Here is a 20,532-nt window from a genome sequence, read left to right as displayed (position 1 = left end):
GAAGGTTTGGTGAACGCACGCGATCTCGGTAGCCTCCCACGACAACTCACGGCACGACAATAGAGGGCGCATTTCGCTCCGCACTTCTCGGCCTCGACCTGGTCACACTCCTCGAATCCCCGGGACTCAACGACGCCAACCGGGCCGCGGTCACGAACTGGCGAGGCTCCGTCTGACCCGGGTGCACGACATTTCGCCCTGAGGTTCCGCTTGCAGCCTTTAGGTTGGTGGGATGGATGAAGAGGTTCTGGCCGGGGGAAACTCGAGCATTGTCGTGCGGGTGGGCGATACCGTTCACCGCCCCGCCGGTCCTTGGACTCCTGCGGTACATCAACTTCTGAGCACACTCCGTGCGGCGGGCGTGATGGAAGTACCTGAGCCCTTGGGTCTGGACGAGCAGGGCCGCGAAGTGCTCTCCTACCTTCCGGGGATCGTCGGCAACTACCCGTTGCCCAGCTGGATCTGGTCGTCGACGATCCTGCACGAGGCTGGGTCCTTGCTCCGACGGGTGCATGACGCGAGCGCACCCCTCGCGCACTCGGCAGCCACATGGCAGTTGCCTGCACACGAGCCAATCGAGGTGGTGTGCCTGAACGACGTCGCACCGTACAACATGGTTTTCCAAGACGGGCACATCACCGGTCTCATCGACGTTGACATGGCCTCCCCCGGGCCTCGGATTTTGGATCTGGCTTACCTCGCATATCGACTCGTCCCGCTCGGCGAGTACTCAGACCCTGACGCGCCCGGACGAGATGCTCGCCCGGGCCGGCTCGATGCGCTCATCCGTTCCTACGGCTATGAGTTTGACCAGGCTGCCGTTCTTCGGGCGGCAGCGGACCGTATGGAGGATCTGGCCGTGTTCACGGATCAACGTGCCGCCGACACGGGCCGCAATGATTTCCTGGAGCATGCCGCACTGTACCGACGCGACCGCGACCGACTTCTCGACATGATCGCAAGCCTGAAGGCCCCGTGAACGCGGATATCCAGGTAGTCCAAGTCAACGATCCACGCTTGAAGCGTCTAACCGAGGCGGGGTACTTCGTTGTCGGCGAATCGTGGGGTGCCCGCCTGCGCCTGAGCGATCCACCCAACCTGACGGTCCTGAACGCCGCCGTCGTCGCGGCAACAGGCCAAGGATTCCGGATCGAGGAACTCGATGCCAGCTGGGCGCCTCAGGTCACAGCACTCGAAGCCATGAACCACGCCGACTACCCGTACACGCCAGCGACATCCGTGCCCCACCGCGACGAGTCCGACGTGCTCGACCTGTGGACATTCGGCTGCCGTCTCTTTGGCGCCATCCATGACGGACAACTCGTGGCCGTCAGCGTAATGAGACTGACTGCCGCGCGCGCGGAAACCGAATTCACTTCCGTCCACCGCACTTACCGCCGACGAGGGCTCGCCGTTGCCGTCAAGGCCGCATCGATCACGGCGTTGGCCCACGACGGCGTCAGGATCTTCGGCACGGGTGGTGCTCAAGTCAACGCCGGCAGCATCCGTATGAACGAACACCTCGGCTACGCCATCGAAGAACGCTGGCTCAGCCTCACCGTGCCGCATTAGAACAAGAACACACGCGCTCGGAGGAGGTTTCTACACGGCCACTATCCCTGGGCGGCGGTTCATGCCCTGAAGCGGCGTTCAGGCCCAAGGCGGCGGGACCGAGGCGCCGCCACGCAGTGCCACCTGGAGGTTCAAATCGTCACCGGCCTGGAGCTGGCGGCTAGTCAGTGGGTTGAGGAAGCCGAGATCGTCGACCGTGATGCCGAAGCGGTCGGCGATGTCGTTGAGCGTGTCGCCAGCGACCGCCCGGTAGGAGATGGGGGCACCATCGGTTGTGGCGGTGGCGCCGCCGGCGCCGAACCGGGAACCGGTGTCAACGGCGAGCAGCCCGGGCCGGGTGTCCGGCACGTCCCAGGTGATCGTGCCGACCGCCCGGGGAGTGAGCACGCAGCCGTCAGGATCGGTCGTGCTCGGGTCGGTCTCCGTGATGACGGCAGTCAGGAAGTAGCTGGGGTTGCCCCGGGAGTAGTCTCTGTCTCCCAAACTCAGCCCGGGCTGATCGGCGTCCGTGGATAGGTTGCCGAAGGAGAAGTTGTACATGTCGGCCAGGCAAGTCGTGGTCTCCGACCAGGGACTGAAGAACAGTTGCAAGCCTCCGGGAACGTCCGAGTGGAAGTCTTTCAGTGCGACGTCGAACCCGCCGCCTGCGGCCGTGACGACGACGGTTCCGGAGACGGTGTCGTCCCCCGAGGCCGACGTGAGCTCGGCCGTGCCGATGACACCGTCGGGGATGACGACGTCGACCGCGCCGTCGGGCGGGGCCGACGCATCAGTGTGAACGGCCGTGTCGAGCGGTGGAGTCTGGGTTGTCGGGGGCGAGCAGGCCACCAGTCCGAGCACCAGAGCGATGCTCCCCAGAACGGATGTCGTCAGTCGTGGCATCAGGTCCCCTCCCCGCCGGGCCCAGTATGGCAGTCGGCCGCGTCGCCGGTCCAGCCGCGGGCCCGAGAAACGAGATGGCTCGACCGACGTCGCCACCGGACGCACCGGTCGCTATGAACCCTCCCGTTGGCGGTTGGGCTTGCGGGCGAAGCAGGGGGACTTTTCAGTCGCCTGAATTGCCCGGATGCCGCGGTTCAGACGTGCTCGTGGGCTACCTGCCGGGGCTGGCAATGAGGCGCGTCGCGGACCTGCACGCGGGCGAAGCCAAGACCGACGCCCGCGATGCCGCGATCATCGCCCAAGCCGCGAGGAGCCTCCCGCCCGCTTTGCGGTCGCTGCAGCTGGCCGATGAGCAGGTCGCTGAGCTCTCGATGCTTTGCGGTTTCGACGACGATGTCGTTGGCCAGATCACGGCCACGAGCAACCGTATCCGGGGCCTGCTCGCCCAGATCCACCCTGCGTTGGAGCGGGTCCTGGGCCCGCACCTGGACCATCCGGCGGTGCTGGATCTGCTGCAGCGCTACCCAACGCCAGCGGCGATGAAGGCCGCTGGCCCAACTCGACTTGGCAACCAGCTGCTGAAGTTGGCACCGCGAATGGGCCGGCGCCTCGCGGACGAGATCACCCGGGCGCTGGGCGAGCAGACCGTAGTGGTGACGGGCACGAACGAGACCAACGTCGTGCTCCCCAAGCGTGCCGAACAGCTCGCCGCGCTCCGCCGGCACTCGCAGACGCGAACCGACTTCCGACCGCCGCTCTAGCTCGAAGCCTGAGTGGGTCCCTGGCCACTCCGATGACAGCTACAAAGCGATGGCACTAGTGAGGTTGACGAGCACATGGTGAGGGGCAACGGCCAGCACCACGTTTGCATATTGGCTGAGTATGGTTACTCGCAATGGTCGATTGGTTCCTTGGGCTGCTGACGCCCGCTCAGTGGGATGCGTGGCGCACCTGGCTCGCGACCGATGGGGGGGCTCACCGCGCTGCTCATCGAAGCCCTCCGGTCCAACGGCTAAATGAGGTCGGGTCCATCCGCTTCCGAGATCAGACGCTTATCGCGACCTTTCCACGGGCGTGCTCGTCGACGAAGTACCGCATGGCAGCGGGCACCTCGGCAAGCCCATAGATGCGATCGATTACGGGGGTCACCCGCCCGGCCTCAATCAGGTCGCGTCGCTCGTTCAGCGTTTTCGTGCTGCCATTCTGGGTGAATGGTTTGAGTTTTTGGCCAATGAATGGCGATATGGCAACGGCTTTGAGGATGTGCCCCGTAGGCCCGACCACGCGTCCGCCTGTGCCACTGGAGAGCACGAGGACTCCCTTGGAAATGAGTGCGCTGCGCAATTCGGTCAGCGTGTGGTTCCCGATCAGATCGAAGATGACTTGGTGCCGAGCGGTTCCACGGGTGAAGTCGTCGCGGCCGTAATCGACGACGTGGTCGGCACCGAGTGATTGCACGAGCGCAGCGTTGGCGGCGCTGCTCACGGCGGTGACCTCGGCGCCGAGCGCCTTCGCGATCTGCACAGCGAAAGTCCTTACTCCCCCGGATGCCCCATTGACCAGCACCCGCTGACCGGGCGTCACCGAACCGGCATCGCGCAAGCCGACCAAAGCTGTCATCCCGGACAGAGGCACCGCGGCGGCTTGCTCGAAGGTCAAATTGACCGGCTTTCGCGCCAGAAGGGAGGCGGGTGCGGCGACGTACTCCGCAAAGGTTCCTGAACTGAGCTCTCGTAGACCTCGTCGCCCTGGCGGAAGGCCGTGACGTTGGTGCCGACCGACTCGACGACGCCCGCGACATCCTTGCCCCGCGTCATCGCTTTCGGTCTTCGAGTGCCGAAGGCCAATCGCGCGACAAGCGGTGTGCCCGACATGTGAATCCAGTCGGCATGGTTGAGGCTCGCGGCTACCACGCGGACGAGAACGTCGTTTTGACCAACGACCGGATGGTCGATGTCTTCCACTTTGAGCACTTCTACATCGCCGTAGTCCCGCTGAACTATTGCCTTCAAGATGTGCCTCCTAGTTCGGCTGCAGGGTACCGCTTACCGGTAACGTCTTTCGGCGCTGCGCACAGCCGGGCGGCGGTGACGCGACCGGTGGCCGGGCCGGAGCGGTGCCCAATCACGGCTGGCCTTTTGTGGGACAGGAGACGGTCATGCCCGAGCCGTTACGGCTGCGGTCGTGCCAAAGCCCCGCACAATGAGCCAAATGGCGAAGAACAGCTCGAACAGGCCACCCGGAACGGTGAAAACGAGGCTGGCACCCACTACGCCGGCGAGTTCGAGAAAGCACCCGCCCGCGAATAACGCGTAGCCAATAAATCCCCACACGGCCAGGAACCGTGGCACGAGGCGTGAGCGGTAGAGCGCAATGCAGAACAGCAGGCTACCGACGCCAAGGCCCGCCATCGCAATGTTGTATGCAAGGAAGTTGGTGCCGCCCATGCCTGCGAGTAGCGCGACCGCGCCGACCGCCAAAAACCCACCCTCGAAGATCCGGGTGGCGAGGTAGCTGGCCGCGATTCCGGGAGCGTGTGGCCAAAGGACAGGAAGCATGACAGCTCCGATCGCGATCACGGCCACCGAGTTCAACACCATGAGCACCACTCCTGCGGTGAGGAGGCCGCCGGGGGAAGCGGTCGTCGCGATAGAGCTTCCAGTGCCGTAAAGGAAAAAGGCGGCAAGCATCAGCGCGCCGACGGTGCGGGCAATTGTGCGTGTATTACTCATACGTTTCTCATCTCCAGTCGTCGCACCTTACGGTGTATGGTGAACAGTGCGAAAGTACCATACGGCGTATGGTGATGTCTATGGCGAAGCTTGAAGATAGAACACCGGTCACCCGTGAGCGAGCGATCAGGGTCGCCATGGCGCTGGCCGATGCCGACGGGATCGAGTTGCTCAGCATGCGCAAGCTGGCCGCCGCACTCGACATAACGGCCATGTCGCTCTACTACCATTTGAAGGACAAGGAAGATCTTCTCGACGGGATGCTCGACATCGTGCACTCCGAATTCGCGACGCCGAGTGCTGGGGACGAGTGGCGGGCGGCCATGCGGAAGCGGGCGGGGTCGACGCGCAGTGTCCTGGCACTGCATCCCTGGGCCATCAGCATGAAGGCCCGCACATCCCCTGGACCGGCGACCCTCGGTCACCTCGATTCGGTCATCGGCTGCTTAACGGCTGCGGGCTTCTCGATGGCCATGACGGGCCACGCCATGTCGATCCTGGACAGTTACGTGCTGGGCTTCGCCCAGCAGGAGGCCTCGCTGCCGCTCGACCCGTCCGGCGACATCGGCGACGCGACCGAAGCCATTATGGCGCAGCAGGAAGCCATGGCCGACTCCTTTAAGAACCTCGCCGCGATGGCAGTATCGCTGATCCTGCAACCCGGATACGCCTTCGGCAACGAATTTGACTTCGGTCTCGAACTGATTCTCGACGGTCTCGAAGTAGCCCTTCTCAGCGACTCCGTTCCTTCTAGTCAGTAACGTTCGGCCGGACAAGGCCAAACACCTTCCATCGGATGAGACCGGCGGACCACCGCTACGGACCTAACCGTCCCGCGACGGTCAACGTACTGCCCGAGAGGACAAAACACCCAGCATTCGAGACAATCCGACGCGCGTGAAAACAGACAAAACAGCTTGAGCGGCGTCGCTGAACACGAATTCGCAGCCACGAAGAGCCGCAAGATCCGCTTAAACCAGAAATCGCTCCTGAGAAGCCTCAGGAGCGATTTCCTTTTGTTTCGACCGGACCGTTTCGTGAAGAGTTTCGCGAACGGCCCTTGGTGGGCTGTTTACGAAAGCTAGCAGGGCGCGGATCGGCGGTGAGGGTTGAACTCCATTTCCTCCGCAGCCCTCATTCTTTTCCTCCCGGAAGGCCAGCGCCTGACCACTGACTCCCGATCTGACCCAGCGCGAGGCGCGAATTCATTCGCTGCTCGGCCTCAGACGAAGGCGACCGCGCGCACCGGCGCCCCGTCGCCGCCGAGTCGCAGGGGGAAGAAGCCGATCCGCACCTGTGACGGCAGGTCATCCAGGCCGCAGAGGTTCTCGACGATCAGCCCGCCGCGGCCCAGCACGACCTCGTGCACGGGAAAGGCGGCCGACGACGTGCCGGTCGGGTCGGGACTCAGCGTGTCGACCGCGAGGATCCGCATCCCGCGAGCGACGAGTTCGCTCGCGGCACCGGCATCGAGGGCCGGATGCCGCACTGCGCGTGCGTCGCCGAACCACCGCGACCAGCCCGTGTCGATCACGACGATCGGGGGCAATCGATCCGGTAGCGGATGCTCCGCATTCAGCCGGTCCCACCCGTATACCTCGCCCTCGGCGAGCGCTCGCACCCGCACCACCAGCGCATCGCCGAGGAGCTCGTCGAGGGCCACATCGGCCATTGTCCGGCCACCGGGGACGGTATGGGACGGCGCATCTATGTGCGTCCCGGTATGAGACCCCATTCGCAGCCCTGTCACGGCCACCCCGTCGCGGTCGAGGACCAGCGCGGCTTCGACGTGGACCGCCGGGTCGCCGGGATACACCGGCATCCCGTCGGTGATCGGGTGACTGAGGTCCCGGAGTGCCGCGCGCGGCGGCGCTCCAGGGCCGTCAGCGAGAGGTGTCGGCATCGGCGAGGTGCTGGCTGGGCTCGAAAGGCGTCCTGCTGCGGCGCGCGAGCGAGAAGGCCAAGTACACGGCGAAGGTCAGGAGGAATGCGGGAACGGTCGCACCGAACGGAAGCGGCCACACGTACGCCCACACGTAGGCGGACACCGCACCGACCACCCACGACGCGACAGCGAGCCAATTGATGCCGCCGGTGTACCAGTAGCGACCGCCTTGAGCCTTCAGGATGTCGGCGCTGTAGCTGCCGCGTGCGACGATGTAGTAGTCGACGATCATGATCGCGAAGATCGGTGCGAACAGGGCACCGATCGTGACCAAGAAGGTCGTGAACTGGGCCAGCAGACCGAAGAAGGTCGAACCGATGATCGAGATGAGCCCGAGGACGATCGCGGTGGGCAGGAACTTCACCCGGCGGCCGGGGAGCGCGTTGACCACGCTTGTGACCATGCCGTAGACGACCATCGTGTTCGTCGCCATCACGGATAGGAAGATCGCGACCGCGAACAGGGCGCCGAAGGGTTCGATGATCGTCACAGGGTCGAACGCCATCGCGTCGCCGCCCCGCAGGACGACGTAGCCGATCGCGCTCGCGCCGAGCGTCATCGAGATCACCGTCGACAGGGTGTAACCGATTCCCGAGCCGACCACGCCCGCGCGGGTCGTCGATGCGAAGCGGTTGAAGTCGGCCGAGAGCACCGTCCACGATATGGCGGTCGCGACCACGACATCGAACGCCAGTCCCGGGGAGTAGAACGGCTCTAGCGTCGCCGGGATGGCCGCGAACTCTGCCGGCGGGAACGTAGAGAACGCTACGACGAAGATGTAGGCGGCGATCGCGAGGATGACCGCGGCGAACCACGGTTCCACCCGAGCGACTCCGGCGTGGCCGAAGATCGCAAGGATCACGACGATCGTCTGGCAGAGCACCGCGAAGATGACGGGGTTCGAGAACCCGGTCATCGACGCGACGATGTAGTTGAGGGCGATCCCGGCGAGCATCGCCTGCACCCAGCTCCAGCCCATGAGGATGACCACGTTGGCGGCCACCGGCAGCAGGCTCCCGCGCGTCCCGAACGGTCCGCGCGTGATTGCCATCGTCGGCAGGCCGGTGCGCGTTCCGATCGCACCGACCGTCACGAGCACTGCTGCTCCGACGATCGTTCCGCCCACGATCAGAGCGATGACGAGGCCGAACGGCACATCCGGCACGAAGAGCGTGCCGGTCAGAAGGGTGGTGACCACAAGGTTCGCGGCCAGCCAGATCATGAGTACGCGGCCGAGCGAGTAGGTTCCGCGAACCGGGCCCGCGTCATCTGAGTTGGTGTCCAGTCGGCGGTCGAGACGGGTGTAGAGCGACATCTTTGGGCTCCTCGATGAATAGGGACTGGTCAGGGCTGGGGTGACAGGTGTTCGTGGATGGCGATGAGACCGGCAGAATCAGACCGGAAGACGATCGTTTCGCGCTCCCGGTAAGACATGGGTCCGTCCGCGGTGCTCACGCTCGTGCTGACGGAGTGGGTGAAGACGGCTCCGCCGGGAAACGCCTGCACCGCGGCCGCGCTCGATGCGCAGGATTGCACGCTCCAGCCGCCGCCCACCCATTCCTCCCACATGGCTTCGTAGGCAGCCCGGTCCTCGATTCGCGCAGGTTCGGTGTGGAAGACGAAGGTTGCGTCAGGTGCGAAGAGTGAGAAGTAGCGCGGGCCGTCGGTGGCGGCGAACGCCTCGACGATGGCGGATGCCGCGGCACGGACTTCTTCGTCCGTTGGGGTGGGCAGTGTCATGGGTGTCTCCTGCGTCGGGCTTGTCGGTCGGGTTCGGGACTTCTACGTCAGGTCGGGGCTTTGTCGGTCGGGGTGGGTCACCCCAGGCGCCATCGCGCTCAGCAGCTCGTAGACGACGTGGCTGGCCGCGACAGCGGTCAGCTGGGCATGGTCGTACGCGGGGGCGACTTCGACCACGTCGGCGCCGATGATGCGCAGGTCGGCCAGGGCACGCAGCATCCGTAGTAGTTCTCGACTCGTGAGCCCGCCCGCCTCCGGAGTTCCTGTTCCCGGCGCGTGGGCGGGGTCGAGTACGTCGATGTCGATCGAGATGTAGAGCGGCGCGTCTCCGACTCTGGCGCGGATGCGTTCGACGGCGGCCGCGACCCCGTGCTCTTCGACGAATTCGCTCGTGACGATCGCAAAGCCGAGCCGGGCGTCGTCTTCGAGGTCGTCCTTCGAGTACAGGGGGCCGCGAATTCCAACGTGCATGCTCGCGGTCAGGTCGATGAGGCCTTCTTCGGACGCCCGCCGGAAGGGGGTCCCGTGAGTCATCGGCGCCCCGAAGTACGTGTCCCACGTGTCGAGGTGGGCATCGAAGTGCAATACCGCGACGGGCCCGTGCTGCGCGTGCGCGACGCGAAGCAGCGGCAGAGCGATCGTGTGGTCTCCGCCGATGGCGACTAGTCGGTCGGCGTGCTCGCTGAGCTGGCGCGCGCCCGCCTCGATCTCGGCCACGGCAGCAGCGATGTCGAACGGGTTCGCGGCGATGTCGCCGGCGTCGGCGACCTGCTGGGCGTCGAACGGGAAGACGTCCTGCGCAGGGTTGTACGGTCGCAGTAGGCGCGAGGCCTCGCGCACATGAGCGGGGCCGAACCGAGCACCGGGTCGGTAGCTCACTCCGCTGTCGAAGGGAATCCCGACGATCGCGATGTCTGCCCGCTCGACCTCGTCGAGCCGCGGGAGTCGCGCAAAGGTCGCGATTCCGGCAAACCGGGGCACGACACTCGCGTCCACCGGCCCGCGGGGCTCATCCGTCGCATCTTTGCTGAACGGTTGCATATTTGACAACTTTCGGTACGCTATAGACAACTACAGCGCTACCGTACGCTGTCCCGTGCAGATCGTCAAGGACGAATGTGTGAGCAGCTTCGAGGAGGAACTGTGCGCGCCATCCACCCCACCGCCGAAGGCACCGCGACACCCATCGGCGCCAAGCTGCGCTCCGCGCGCACCGCTCAGGGCATGTCACTCGCCCAGGTCGCTCAGACGACGGGCCTCAGCAAGGGCTTCCTCAGCCGGGTCGAGCGCGACGAGACGTCACCGAGCGTGGCAACGCTTGTCCAGTTGTGTCAGGTGCTCTCGTTGCCCGTCGGAGCGCTCTTCGCCGAGCCCGACGTTCACCATGTCGCGTACGCCGACGCTCCGCGGATCAACTTGGGCGGAGTGCACGCCGACGAGCGACTGATGTCGCCGCGCGGCGAGGAGCGGGTTCAGCTGCTGCGATCAGAACTCGAGCCGGACGCGCACGGCGGGACCGATCTGTACACGATCAACTGCGACGTCGAAGCGCTCCACGTCGTCTCGGGATCACTCACCGTGCGATTCGCCGGTCGCACCGTGGCCGTCCACGCCGGCGACGCACTGACCTTCCCCGGTCGAGAGCCGCACACCTGGCAGGTCGAGGGCGGCGAGCCAGCCGTCGTGCTGTGGGTCATCGTGCCCGCGCCGTGGAGCGGCTCGGCCTGACCGAGACCGCGTCGTATTCGAACCCCAGCGTCCAGATCAGCGCAGGCAGGGGCGCGGCCGCCCCGAAATCGTTGAGGAATCCGCTGATGGTATCCAGGAGCCCGGCAGATAAAACCCTGTCCAGGTCGGGACCGAGGCCGGTCATCCACTTCGTCCCTTCCGCAGCGCGGTGGTCCGCCACAGCTTCGTCGACGCGTTCGAAGGCGACGCTCGGGCCGGCGAAGTCGAACTCGGCCGCCCGCAGCACATCCGGGTCCACGTCGACCGCTTCACACTAAATCCTGTCCGCGTCTCACTCTGAACGTTAGGCTTGCTAACAGAACCCTTGAGATCGGAGGAGCAGCATGAATGGTGACGGCACACAGAGTGAACCGATCCAAGACCAGCATTCTCAATCGGACGAGGACAAGGTGGCGGGGATTCTCGCACAGGAGGAAGCTGACCTCGCCGGCCACAGTGAGCCCCAAGTCCTCGACGCGCTGCGTGAACGATTCGCAGATGCTGGACACACCGTGAGCGAAGAAGCACTCCACGAGCATGCGCGTCGAATCGCCGGCCTCGACCCGAACGATTTCTCCAGCAAAACACGGTGACTTCCTAACGACGATGCAGCGCCACCATCGCGGATGCCGACAGGGTTCTGCGTGGACATTCAGGAACGGCGTAGGAACCGGATCAGAACCGCGGACCCAGGCCAGCGACAAACAGTAGCGTCACCGCTACCGGCCGAGCACGCCTCGACATGTGCGAGTCCTCATCGCGCCGGCGGAATCTGGACGGGGCGGCCTGGGTGCGAGCCTCTTCGGTCACCCCACTCTCGGCGAGCGGATCGGGGTTACTGCCCATCAAGGCGGCCACCCGTTCTCCACCGCGTCGACGCGGTCGGATGCCAGAAGCGGGAGCGAGTGACCTCTAACTCTCTCCCGGCTTCATCAGCAAGGGGGTCGTCCCGTCCCCTTCCGAGTATCGCCAGAAACAGGGATCTCAATAAGAATCGCTCAACGATGGTTCGGCGACCGCAAGGAGGTGCGCGAGGGAGAATGCTCCGCACGGTCCCGGATACCCCGGAGCATCCGCTCGGTCATGAGGAAGCTCACCATCTCGATCGGCTCCACGAGCACCTTGGCCCAGTCGGTGAGGTACGCGTACCGCTCGCGAACGACAAGGCGCGTCGACCCGTCGGTTCGAGGTTGAAGGACAAACGCCCACGTGAAATCGTAGGGCGCTCCGGCGCCCGTGCCGTCGAGGGCGACCGCTCCGCGCAACACGAGATGGCGCTCATCCTCGAGATGGACAACCGACAACACGACCTCGGGAGCAAGATTCACATCGTCGCCGACGGAGCGGATCTGAAGTTCGGGCTCGACAGTGTCGACGCTGTGAATCTCGACGCCGGCGAGGTTCTCGACCCAGTCGTAGGTGTAGAAGCCGCCGCGGTTCTGGCCGAGCTGCGCAAGCCAAGGCCACACCTCGGAAGGTGTCGCAGCGATCGAGATACCGCGGGTCGCTGTGAGGTCGGGGTTGGGAAGCAGATCATCCCCCGCCAGCGTCATGCGGAGCTCGTCGTCGGTCGCTCCCCACCGCAGCGATGCCCGCCGCGGCGATCGCCATCGCGCCGGCTAGCCCTCGCATCCACACCATGAGGTCACTATCCCACCCGTGCAAATCGAGGGCAACGGATGCCGCCGCACTGGAGTCTGGCGCGCGCCCGACCTCATGGACTAACGACGCTCGAGCAATAGTCCGGCGGACACTGACTCGGATCGGACCCAGCGCGAGGGGCAAATTCATTCGCTGCTCAGCGGTGTCGACGCCCAAAGGGCAGTTCGATAAAACCACACCCATCAAGAAGGCCCGGAACGCAAACTTCCGCTGGGGCTGGGAAATCAATATCGCCGTCCGCGTCGACTCCGAAACCCCTGGGAAGCAGCGGTTTCCCGGACTGGCCGTCGCCGCAGATCTCGCACACAACTCAAGAATCGCGACCGGAAACGGACGCGAGAACCCCATAAACCAGAAATGGCTCCTGAGAAGCCTCAGGAGCGATTTCTTTTTGTTTCGACCGGACCGTTTCGTAATGAGTTTCGTAAACGGCCCATTTGGTGGGACTGACAGGATTTGAACCCGCGACCCCTTGAAGGTTCAGGCCTTAACTTGGTTCTCGCCGAATGTCTTAGAAAACTCGCGGATTTCCTTGTCTTTACAGGGAACCGAGCGGTTCGCTACCTGCAATTGTACTTTGTCAATTTGGGTCGAATCGAGATGAATGTGATGAGTAAATGATGACCATTTGAACCGTCGCGGTCGGCACCGCGATCCCAAGTCCTTCAGCACTTTGGGTCGCGACTTAGGACTCTGAGGGCACCAAAGGCAGTTCGGCTCCGTAGTTCCACGACAAGATGGCCGGCTGCTCTCGGTAATAGCTCAGCACGGAGACTGATCCAGCATCCAGGCTGATTTGAGCACCGAATCGAGGGGCCATCCTCAGGTACACGGCGGTGAGAATGCGCAGGAAATGTCCGTGCGCGATCAGGGCGACATCTCCCTCCTCCATGGCAGGCAGCACCCGCGTGAGCACCCGCGACGCGCGGGCGGCGACCTCCTCCACCGTCTCACCAGGCGTTTCACCACGAATCACGCCGTGGGTGAATGCGCTCCAGTTGTAGCCGAGTTCACTGCGGATGTCCCGCGTCGTACGCCCCTCGTACCCGCCGTAGTCCCATTCGACGAGGAGCGGATCAACCTCCGCTTGAAGGCCAGCGAGCTCAGCAGTGCGTCGCGCACGCTGCAGCGGCGACGTCAGAACGAGCGAGAAATCGTAGTCGGCCACTAACCTGCCCGCGCCGTGGGCAAGTCCCTCTCCCCGGGCAGTGAGCGGAATATCCGTGAGCCCAGTGTGTTTGCCATCCTTCGACCACTCCGTCTCCCCATGGCGCAAGAGAATCAGCTTCCCCGACGGGTTATCCGGAGCGGGGTGGCTGGGCAGCGGCTCGATCGTAAACATACGGCAACAGTAGTAGCGCACCCCCGTTTCGATGGAGGTTCTTGATTGCTGGAAAGGCCAACGTTCACCCCTGCGGGTGTTCGAAGCGGGTGGGGGAACGGGCATCCCAGCCATCACGCGGCTACGGCCGTTCATGGTGAGCGCAGACGGCTCGGAAAGCGAAGAGCTGCTCGCCCACCCCGGAACAACGGATGTTTCGGGCAGCACTTACACGAGGACGATTCGGGATGAGAACGTGCCGGCAGGGTTCTCCCGTCGCAACATAGTACTAGACAAGTCCGTCCTGGCGAGTGTCTAAAAATGCCGCAGAGTGCTAACCGTCTTGGCCGAGCCGACCTGATCGACGGCCTCCGGGACCTTGTCCAACGTCTGCAGGGCGACGGTTTGAGCACCGGTGTCTACTTCATTGGAGGCGCCGCATTGTCCCTTCGATACATCCCTGATCGTGGTCTCACCGACGATATCGACGCTGAGATTCGTCCCTCTTCCCGAGCGCTTGAGTAGGCCCTCGAGATCGCCGACAACCGAGGGCGGGGTGGCGACTGGCTCAACGCCCACGCCGAGACATACATACCCATAGCGAAGAACCCCGGCTGGGAATCCCCCTACGACGGTGACTTTGTGTCCGGGTGGGTGGCCTCACCGCCCGCAGCCCCGCCGGCTCCAGAACGGGGACCGTCCCGGAGCAACTAGCGACCCACCAACGCCCCAGCCACCGGACACCACGCCAAGGCCAGAACCGGAGGGACATTCTCGCCCGTTGCTCATCATCTGCGGTTAACTGACCGGCGTCGGGGCGCTCGTCACTGCGAACCGAGCGACAAGCGCACCTCGACCTCGCGTTCGACGAAGATCCATTCCTCGGTGCTCCGCAACTCATCGAGCAGCTCGTCGAAATCCGCGACACTTTCGGGCGCGTACTCAAACCAGGTCAAAAAATCGAACGGCCCACCCCCATCACGGCTGTGATGGAGCCGCCGGGCCACAGCTGGCAGCGAGTTCATGGAACGTCGGATGTGGTGACTGGTTTCCTCGAAAATCTGCCGGCGTTCGTCTTGGGCCAGTTCCCACCACTCCTTTGACTTGGTGATGGGGATAAAGGAGGCGACGGTCGCGCCGGGTCGGCCCAGAGCCGGTGACCGCGCCGTCAGCTCGGCCAGTTCGGCAGCGGTCGTGTAACGCTGATGACTAACGGTGCCGCGCAGGGTCCACCCCGGGGCGTCCGTGGCCGATGACCCCGACAACCATGATTCATCCTCTGCCGCTCCTTCACGAATCAGCAGACGCGCGGCGGCGGGGAGCCCGTCACCGGTCACCGCGATGATGCGATCAATACGCCACTGGCCAGCATCGCCTGCAGTGAAAGTGACGGGTAGGGCGTCGGTCATTGGAACTCCTGACGGTATCAGCGACTTCGACGCTAACATCATCTTGAGAACCGCCCCAGCAGGCTCTGATGGCGTGCGATCAGGCATCCTCAGGTCGACGCCCCAGCGTCAGCCCAAAAAGGTGCGGCCGCCAGATCTGGGCCTGGCGTTCATCATGGTTGACGGTGACCAGCTCAGCCCGGTCGATTGCTTGGTTGGATCCTCGGGCTTCCAGGGGGGTGCCTCCTGTGACTCCTCGTCGTGCTGCGGCCTTCTCACCGACGTGCTCTGCGATGAGGACGTCGATGGTGGCATCGCCGCGGGTCCACCGGTGCTGATGGCCTTCTGGGCTTTCACCGGCGGACTCGAATCCGATGTCAACGGGAGCTTTAGTCAAACGATGCCGTCCTCATCGTCAATTGTCTCCCACTCGACGACGCGGCCGAGGGTCGGGACGGCGTCGGCCTTCGTGACCTCGAAGTTCAGCCACTTCGCGTCCCACCCATGCTTCAGTGCGACTCGTTCGGCGGCAGCGACGGAATCGTCCGAGCCGGGGCGGACGTGAAGGACATCCAGGTCCTGCGTGGTCCCCCGATCGAAGTAGCACAGGGCGAGTGCCGCACCGCCCACGAGCCGGATGCCGGCCACCTCACCCGAATTACGAAGCTCGGCGACGAGATCACGGAGGCCGATGAGGATCGCGTTGCGGTCCAGCGCGGTGCCGGACATCAGACGCTCGCGAAGGTATCTGCCCATGCAAGAACGCCGCGTTCGGCGAACTCGTTCGGCACGTCATCACGTTCGGGCGCGGGGTCGGCCGGGTCGACCCGAAACACGACAGGTTCGGTCAGTGCGCGATCGGGGTTGTTGACCCATCCAGGCAGCGGGATGTTCTCTTGATTGAGTCGCCATGCCACGAGAGCCGCGATGGCGGCATCCCACATATGATCGCCGGTGGGTTCCGGCTCCGTCAGCCCAAGGATTCCTCGAACGAGTCCGTGTTCGGCGATGAGATTATCGTTCAACTGAAGCAAAGCCCGGAGCGCGCGGTCTGTATCCTTCGCTCGAAGATGCTCTCTGATCGCCTCTGCGGAGCTGGCAGCGTCATCACGACGCGTGGGAGCGGCATACAGGCGGTGTCCGGCGCCGGCGAGCAGCCGATCGACCGTGCTGTAGGCAGCATCCCGTCCACGCTCATGATGGGAGACGCTGGCCTGGTCAATGCCGGTTAGCTCTGCGAGTCTCGCCTGAGTGAGGCGTTTGCTCCGGCGAGCGGCGCGGACGAGAGTAGATGAAGCTGCCACAATCGCCTCCTCCTTATTACCAATATGACTTGTGCATCATATTCTGCGCGCACTCGATGCAACCCGTGCCTGAGGGTCTGGCCTGCACCGGCAGGATCGGCCTGCAGGGACGCCATCGGCCTGGATTGACTGTGGACACACTTGCCCTCGCCTCGACGATCGGCTCGCGAATCCGCCGGGGCGCCTGGCACGTGAGTGGACGGTGGATGACTTCGATGCGGCAGCCGGCGTCAGCCGCCGCCAACTGGTGAATATTGAGCAAGGCGAAGCGAACCCCAGCCTTGTCGGTTACGACCGGGCCCGCCGCGGCGACCTCCTTGCCCACATCCAGGGCCTCGGTAGCCGCGCCCTCCCCTTCTGCCCCGACCAGCTCGCCTTCGACATCGACCTGCCGCTGCCTGACTTCTACCGGTCGGTCACTGCCCTCGACCTCCGCGGCCGCACCCAAACGGACGTGGAACTCCGTGACCTCGGCCTCGCCGTCAGCCAGCACCAGATGACCCGGTTCTACCCCCTCTTCAAAGAACTCGGAGTCACCCCCGCCTCAGAACTCGTCAACCTGCCTGGCGGCACCGAAGCCCTCGTCGCCGCAGTACGCCGCGCCACCCACACACCCCCAATGCGAAGCGGCAAACGCGTCGTCTTCCTCTCACTCGACGACGGCAGTGCACCGGTATCCAACGTGGTGTTCTTCCACGATGCCCAGGCTGCGATCGGGGCGTCCGTGTTCCGCACCCACTACGCGCTGATCCGCGGCCGGACCCGGCGCACCGGCGCCCGCGGCGTCTCAATGACCGGTGAGCAGATGTGGACCTGCTCGACGTGGCAGGGAAAGTCCGAGCACGTCAGGCTGCGGAACGGGCACGGGAACGGGCTGTGGTCGAGGCAGAGGCCGCGGACAACGTCATTCAGATGTGGAGGCGGAGGGCATGATTGACAGAGTTGCGGACGGGTCAGCGCGTTGACGTTCTCTGAGAACCAATCAGCACTGTTACTTCGCTTAGCGGGACTCTTCTGCGCGATGCCCATCGGAATGGACCAGTCCGGCCTTCAGTCGCCGGCCACAGTGGCCCGCCGGCGGCTGCGGCGACGCCTTGGGTGGGTGTGGTCGTGAACGGCACCGCGCTAAGCCTCAATCTGACCGCTGGATAAAGGATTAGTGTGGTGCCGACTCCCGGACCGCCGACAGTCTCGTCAGCCGAGGTGTCATCATTCGAGATTCTCTGTCGTGGTGCGGTGAAGGCGCAGTGTGACGAGCTGGAACGGGCGGAGCGAAAGCGAGATGGTTCGGTCTGGGCGCCCGATCACGGCGCTTGGCTCAGTCTCCCGCTCGAGCAGGTCGGTCTCCGTGACGTCCGACCAGCCGAATCCCGGAGCCAGATCACCGCGCGCACGCGCGCCCAGTGACTCGTAGAGCCGCACGATCACGTCGCCGGAACGGTCCTCCGCGAGCTTTACAGCCTCGACGACGATCGCCGGATTGGTCACGACGACCAGGGGTGCCACCGGGCCGGCTCCCCTTACCTCGCGCAAGGGCAGATTAACTCGATAACCCTCGTCGACGGCATCCGCGATCTCGGCACCGACGCGCAGCGAGACGACGAACTCCTGCTGGCCCTGATCCGAGGCCGGGTCGGGGAAGAGGGGCGCGCGCAGGAGGGAGACGCGTACGACGGTGCTCGTGCCGCCACCAGGCAATGCGGCGCGGCGGATGTCGTGCCCGTAGCTTGCGTCGTTGGCGACGGCGACACCGTAGCCCGGCTCGCCCACGTGAACCCAGCGGTGGGCAACAGTCTCGAACCGGGCGGAGTCCCAGGAGGTGTTCGCGTGGGTCGGCCGGTAGACATGTCCGAACTGCATTTCGGATGCTGCGCGGTCGGCATGAATCGCGAGGGGGAAGGCGAGCTTCAGGAGTTTCTGAGACTCGTGCCAGTCGATCGCTGTGTGGATGTCGAGGGCACCGGTCGCGCCGTTGAGTCGAAGGGTCTGGACCACGGATGAGGAACCAAAGGATCGGTTGACCCGCACCCCGAATCCGTCGTCCGTGACAGCGACGCTGGAAGCCTCGGTCAAGTCGCGCCCGACGTTCTTGTACGTCTCGTCGATGTCCCAGGCGTCCCACTGGATCGGGGTGTCCCGGAACAGCTGCAGCAGGTTGGCAGTCTCGCCGGCGGGGATGACTTCTCGGTCGGCGACGAGGTCGCGCATCGACACGATGAGTCCCCGATCGTCGATGACGACACGCACCCGGTCATTGGTAATCACCAAACCGGCCCCGCTTTCGGTGACCTTGGCCGCACCCGCCCTCGCCGCGGTCGCGGCGGAGAGGCCCGGGACGCCGTCGCGTGAGTTCGGTCCGGCGTTGAATGTGAGCGGATGACTGCCGCTGCCTGCCAGGACCTCGAGGGATCGGGTGATCTGTTCACCCAGAGTCTTCGCGACGGCCGCGTAGTTGCGCTCAGCCTCCTGGTGCACCCAGGCGATCGAGGTGCCGGGAAGGATGTCGTGGAACTGCTGTAGGAGCACAGTCTTCCAGACGTCGTCGAGGGCGTCGTACGGATACTCCGTACCTCGAAGGGCTGTCGCAGCAGTGGCCCAAAGCTCTGCTTCTCGGAGCAGGTGTTCGCTGCGACGATTGCCGCGCTTCGTCTTGGCCTGGGAGGTGTAGGTGCCGCGATGGAATTCGAGGTACATCTCCCCCGACCAGACCGGCGCCTCGATGTACTCGCGGTGCGCGCTCTGGAAGAACTGCTCCGGCGTCGTCATGGTGACGCGTGGCGATCCCTCGAGGTCACGCGTACGGGCCGCAGCGGCCAGCATCTCGCGGGTTGGGCCTCCACCGCCGTCGCCCCACCCGAATGGCAGGAGCGAAGTAGTGCCGACCCCCTTTTCGGCGTACTGCCGCTCCGCCTTGGCGAGCTCCTTACCGGAGATTTCCGCGCTATAGGTGTCGACTGGGGGGAAATGAGTGAAGATTCTCGTGCCGTCGATGCCCTCCCACCAGAAGGTGTGATGCGGCATCCGATTGGTCTCGTTCCACGACATCTTCTGCGTGAGGAGCCAGCGAGATCCCGCCGCTGCCACAATCTGCGGCAGAGATGCGGTGTAACCGAACGAATCCGGAAGCCACACCTCGAGCGGCTCGACGCCGAGCTCCTCCATGAAGAACTTCTTGCCGGCGACGAATTGCCGTGCGAGCGCTTCACCGCCGGGCATATTCGTGTCGGACTCGACCCACATCCCGCCGACCGGAATGAATCGGCCCGCCGCCACCTGCTTCTTCACCCGCTCGAACAGTTCCGGATAGTAAACCTGCAGCCACGCGTACTGCTGCGCCGAGGAGGCAGCGAAGGTGAAGTCCGGGTCCTCGTCCATGAGCGCCAGAACGTTCGAGAAGGTTCGCGCGACTTTGCGCACGGTCTCGCGCACCGGCCACAGCCAGGCGGAGTCGATGTGGGCGTGACCGACGGCGGCAAGGCGGTGGGCACTCGCGTAGGCGGGACTGGCGAGCACGCCGACGAGCGTCGCACGGGCGGCCGCCGCCGTGCCCGCAACGTTGTCGGGATCGAGAGCATCGGCCATCCGTCCGAGCGCGTGCAGGATGTCGGCCCGTCGCGGAAGACTGTGCGGAAGCTCATTCATCAAGCCGATAAGGGTCCAGGTGTCCTGCAGGAGCTCCCATACGGCGACGTCAAGTTGTCCGAGTTCGAGCCGACGCAGAACGTAACTGGTCGAGTCGCCCGCTGTGGCCTTGTCGCCGAGCTCGGTAACGCCAAAGGTGAAAATACCGGCGATATTCGGATTGGCGGCCGCCTCGAGGTAGATGTCGACGGGCTCCCCAGCGTTTCCCGCCGGGATGTAGCTGTTGAGGGGTTCGATCGCTTTGATGATCACGCCGTCCGCCGTGTAGGCGGTGCCCTCGGCCTGGAAGCCCGGGAGCGTGGCGGAGAACCCGAGGTCGACGACGAGCTCAGCCCGGGTGCCATCCTCGGCCCACTCGGCGGGCACACCTCCAGTGAGATGGAACCAGACGGTACCCCAGGGCTTGCCCCACGCACCGCCGACGGCGAAAGGCTCGTAGCTCTGCCCGATGGCCGCGTCGAAAGGCACCGGCTCGTCATCGACGGTCCAGGAAGCGATTGTCAGCGGGGCGGTTCGGCGATAGACGGCGGGCTTGATCCGTTCCCGGATGACGCGCTCGATTCGCGCTTCGAGGAGGACTCGATTGTCATGCATGGTGGCTCCTTAGCCCGCGATG

At 64.6% G+C, this 20,532-nt stretch carries 22 protein-coding genes and 2 pseudogenes; 7 read left to right on the top strand and 17 right to left on the bottom strand.

The window, feature by feature from the left end; translation table 11 throughout:
• The first annotated feature begins 232 nt into the window (after positions 1–232).
• Complete coding sequence (locus CXY79_RS07135; RefSeq protein ID WP_104100442.1) at positions 233–979, top strand: phosphotransferase; 747 nt, start codon at positions 233–235, stop codon at positions 977–979.
• Between the two features lie 38 nt (positions 980–1,017).
• The gene (locus tag CXY79_RS07130; protein ID WP_134570374.1) at positions 1,018–1,572 is read left to right on the top strand and encodes a GNAT family N-acetyltransferase; all 555 of its coding nucleotides are present in this window, start codon (positions 1,018–1,020) and stop codon (positions 1,570–1,572) included.
• Between the two features lie 78 nt (positions 1,573–1,650).
• On the opposite strand, the gene CXY79_RS07125 is transcribed toward CXY79_RS07130, so the two are convergent.
• Positions 1,651–2,454, bottom strand: coding sequence for a LysM domain-containing protein (locus tag CXY79_RS07125; RefSeq protein WP_104100440.1), 804 nt, complete (start codon positions 2,452–2,454; stop codon positions 1,651–1,653).
• 188 nt (positions 2,455–2,642) lie between these two features.
• Here CXY79_RS07125 and CXY79_RS07120 point away from each other — a divergent pair.
• A pseudogene (locus CXY79_RS07120) lies at positions 2,643–3,176 on the top strand (transposase); the annotation flags it as partial.
• Between the two features lie 322 nt (positions 3,177–3,498).
• Here the strand turns inward: CXY79_RS07120 and CXY79_RS16200 are convergent.
• The 3 genes from CXY79_RS16200 to CXY79_RS07110 form a co-directional block, all read right to left on the bottom strand.
• The gene (locus CXY79_RS16200; protein ID WP_199186738.1) at positions 3,499–3,978 is read right to left on the bottom strand and encodes a zinc-binding dehydrogenase; all 480 of its coding nucleotides are present in this window, start codon (positions 3,976–3,978) and stop codon (positions 3,499–3,501) included.
• Between the two features lie 131 nt (positions 3,979–4,109).
• Positions 4,110–4,466 carry an alcohol dehydrogenase catalytic domain-containing protein gene (locus tag CXY79_RS16195; protein WP_198412245.1) on the bottom strand — a complete coding sequence of 119 codons (357 nt, stop codon included), beginning with the start codon at positions 4,464–4,466 and terminating at the stop codon, positions 4,110–4,112.
• A gap of 144 nt (positions 4,467–4,610) precedes the next feature.
• Positions 4,611–5,186 (bottom strand): DUF4386 domain-containing protein, encoded by a 576-nt coding sequence (locus CXY79_RS07110; RefSeq protein WP_104100439.1) that lies wholly within the window; start codon positions 5,184–5,186, stop codon positions 4,611–4,613.
• Positions 5,187–5,323: 137 nt separating this feature from the next.
• On the opposite strand from CXY79_RS07110, the gene CXY79_RS07105 reads away from it, so the two are divergent.
• Positions 5,324–5,947, top strand: a complete 624-nt coding sequence (locus CXY79_RS07105) for a TetR/AcrR family transcriptional regulator (protein WP_199186741.1) — start codon at positions 5,324–5,326, stop codon at positions 5,945–5,947.
• A 461-nt stretch (positions 5,948–6,408) separates the two neighbouring features.
• Here the strand turns inward: CXY79_RS07105 and CXY79_RS07100 are convergent, their stop codons facing one another.
• From CXY79_RS07100 to speB, 4 genes are read right to left on the bottom strand one after another with little or no spacing between them, the layout of a single operon-like run.
• Positions 6,409–7,089, bottom strand: coding sequence for a cyclase family protein (locus tag CXY79_RS07100; protein ID WP_104100437.1), 681 nt, complete (start codon positions 7,087–7,089; stop codon positions 6,409–6,411).
• Positions 7,070–8,446, bottom strand: a complete 1,377-nt coding sequence (locus tag CXY79_RS07095) for a cytosine permease (RefSeq protein WP_104100436.1) — start codon at positions 8,444–8,446, stop codon at positions 7,070–7,072. The genes CXY79_RS07100 and CXY79_RS07095 overlap by 20 nt, the downstream gene beginning before the upstream one ends.
• Before the next feature lie 29 nt (positions 8,447–8,475).
• Positions 8,476–8,871 (bottom strand): nuclear transport factor 2 family protein, encoded by a 396-nt coding sequence (locus tag CXY79_RS07090; RefSeq protein ID WP_104100435.1) that lies wholly within the window; start codon positions 8,869–8,871, stop codon positions 8,476–8,478.
• Between the two features lie 42 nt (positions 8,872–8,913).
• On the bottom strand, positions 8,914–9,912 hold the full coding sequence (gene speB, locus CXY79_RS07085; RefSeq protein WP_104100434.1) for an agmatinase: 999 nt from the start codon (positions 9,910–9,912) through the stop codon (positions 8,914–8,916).
• A 102-nt stretch (positions 9,913–10,014) separates the two neighbouring features.
• On the opposite strand from speB, the gene CXY79_RS07080 reads away from it, so the two are divergent.
• The gene (locus CXY79_RS07080; protein WP_104100433.1) at positions 10,015–10,599 is read left to right on the top strand and encodes an XRE family transcriptional regulator; all 585 of its coding nucleotides are present in this window, start codon (positions 10,015–10,017) and stop codon (positions 10,597–10,599) included.
• Here the strand turns inward: CXY79_RS07080 and CXY79_RS07075 are convergent.
• A complete protein-coding gene (locus CXY79_RS07075; RefSeq protein ID WP_104100432.1) occupies positions 10,565–10,858 on the bottom strand; it encodes a hypothetical protein in 294 nt (97 codons plus the stop codon). The genes CXY79_RS07080 and CXY79_RS07075 overlap by 35 nt on opposite strands.
• 85 nt (positions 10,859–10,943) lie before the next feature.
• Between CXY79_RS07075 and CXY79_RS15670 the strand changes: the two genes are divergently transcribed.
• Positions 10,944–11,192, top strand: coding sequence for a hypothetical protein (locus CXY79_RS15670; protein WP_134373144.1), 249 nt, complete (start codon positions 10,944–10,946; stop codon positions 11,190–11,192).
• A 405-nt stretch (positions 11,193–11,597) separates the two neighbouring features.
• On the opposite strand, the gene CXY79_RS07065 is transcribed toward CXY79_RS15670, so the two are convergent.
• The 7 genes and pseudogenes from CXY79_RS07065 to CXY79_RS16895 form a co-directional block, all read right to left on the bottom strand.
• Positions 11,598–12,152, bottom strand: coding sequence for a hypothetical protein (locus CXY79_RS07065; protein WP_104100430.1), 555 nt, complete (start codon positions 12,150–12,152; stop codon positions 11,598–11,600).
• Between the two features lie 794 nt (positions 12,153–12,946).
• Positions 12,947–13,603, bottom strand: coding sequence for a histidine phosphatase family protein (locus CXY79_RS07060; protein WP_104100429.1), 657 nt, complete (start codon positions 13,601–13,603; stop codon positions 12,947–12,949).
• Between the two features lie 294 nt (positions 13,604–13,897).
• The gene (locus CXY79_RS07055; protein ID WP_104100428.1) at positions 13,898–14,161 is read right to left on the bottom strand and encodes a hypothetical protein; all 264 of its coding nucleotides are present in this window, start codon (positions 14,159–14,161) and stop codon (positions 13,898–13,900) included.
• Positions 14,162–14,406: 245 nt separating this feature from the next.
• Positions 14,407–14,991 carry a chlorite dismutase family protein gene (locus tag CXY79_RS07050; protein WP_104100427.1) on the bottom strand — a complete coding sequence of 195 codons (585 nt, stop codon included), beginning with the start codon at positions 14,989–14,991 and terminating at the stop codon, positions 14,407–14,409.
• A 372-nt stretch (positions 14,992–15,363) separates the two neighbouring features.
• Positions 15,364–15,726: a hypothetical protein gene (locus CXY79_RS07045; protein ID WP_146068109.1), complete on the bottom strand. Its 363-nt coding sequence runs from the start codon at positions 15,724–15,726 to the stop codon at positions 15,364–15,366.
• Positions 15,699–15,995 carry a hypothetical protein gene (locus CXY79_RS15930; protein ID WP_158250240.1) on the bottom strand — a complete coding sequence of 99 codons (297 nt, stop codon included), beginning with the start codon at positions 15,993–15,995 and terminating at the stop codon, positions 15,699–15,701. Before CXY79_RS15930 ends, CXY79_RS07045 begins: the two co-directional genes overlap by 28 nt.
• 132 nt (positions 15,996–16,127) lie before the next feature.
• Positions 16,128–16,274: pseudogene (locus tag CXY79_RS16895) on the bottom strand (helix-turn-helix domain-containing protein); the annotation flags it as partial.
• Between the two features lie 202 nt (positions 16,275–16,476).
• Between CXY79_RS16895 and CXY79_RS07030 the strand changes: the two are divergent.
• Positions 16,477–17,211 carry a hypothetical protein gene (locus CXY79_RS07030; protein ID WP_104100423.1) on the top strand — a complete coding sequence of 245 codons (735 nt, stop codon included), beginning with the start codon at positions 16,477–16,479 and terminating at the stop codon, positions 17,209–17,211.
• A 272-nt stretch (positions 17,212–17,483) separates the two neighbouring features.
• Here the strand turns inward: CXY79_RS07030 and CXY79_RS07025 are convergent, their stop codons facing one another.
• Complete coding sequence (locus CXY79_RS07025; RefSeq protein WP_104100422.1) at positions 17,484–20,510, bottom strand: glycoside hydrolase family 38 C-terminal domain-containing protein; 3,027 nt, start codon at positions 20,508–20,510, stop codon at positions 17,484–17,486.
• Between the last annotated feature and the right edge of the window lie 22 nt (positions 20,511–20,532).

It is taken from the genome of Cryobacterium sp. M96 (assembly GCF_002929845.1).
Taxonomy (GTDB): domain Bacteria; phylum Actinomycetota; class Actinomycetes; order Actinomycetales; family Microbacteriaceae; genus Cryobacterium; species Cryobacterium sandaracinum.
This window is presented reverse-complemented; position numbering and strand designations above follow the sequence as displayed.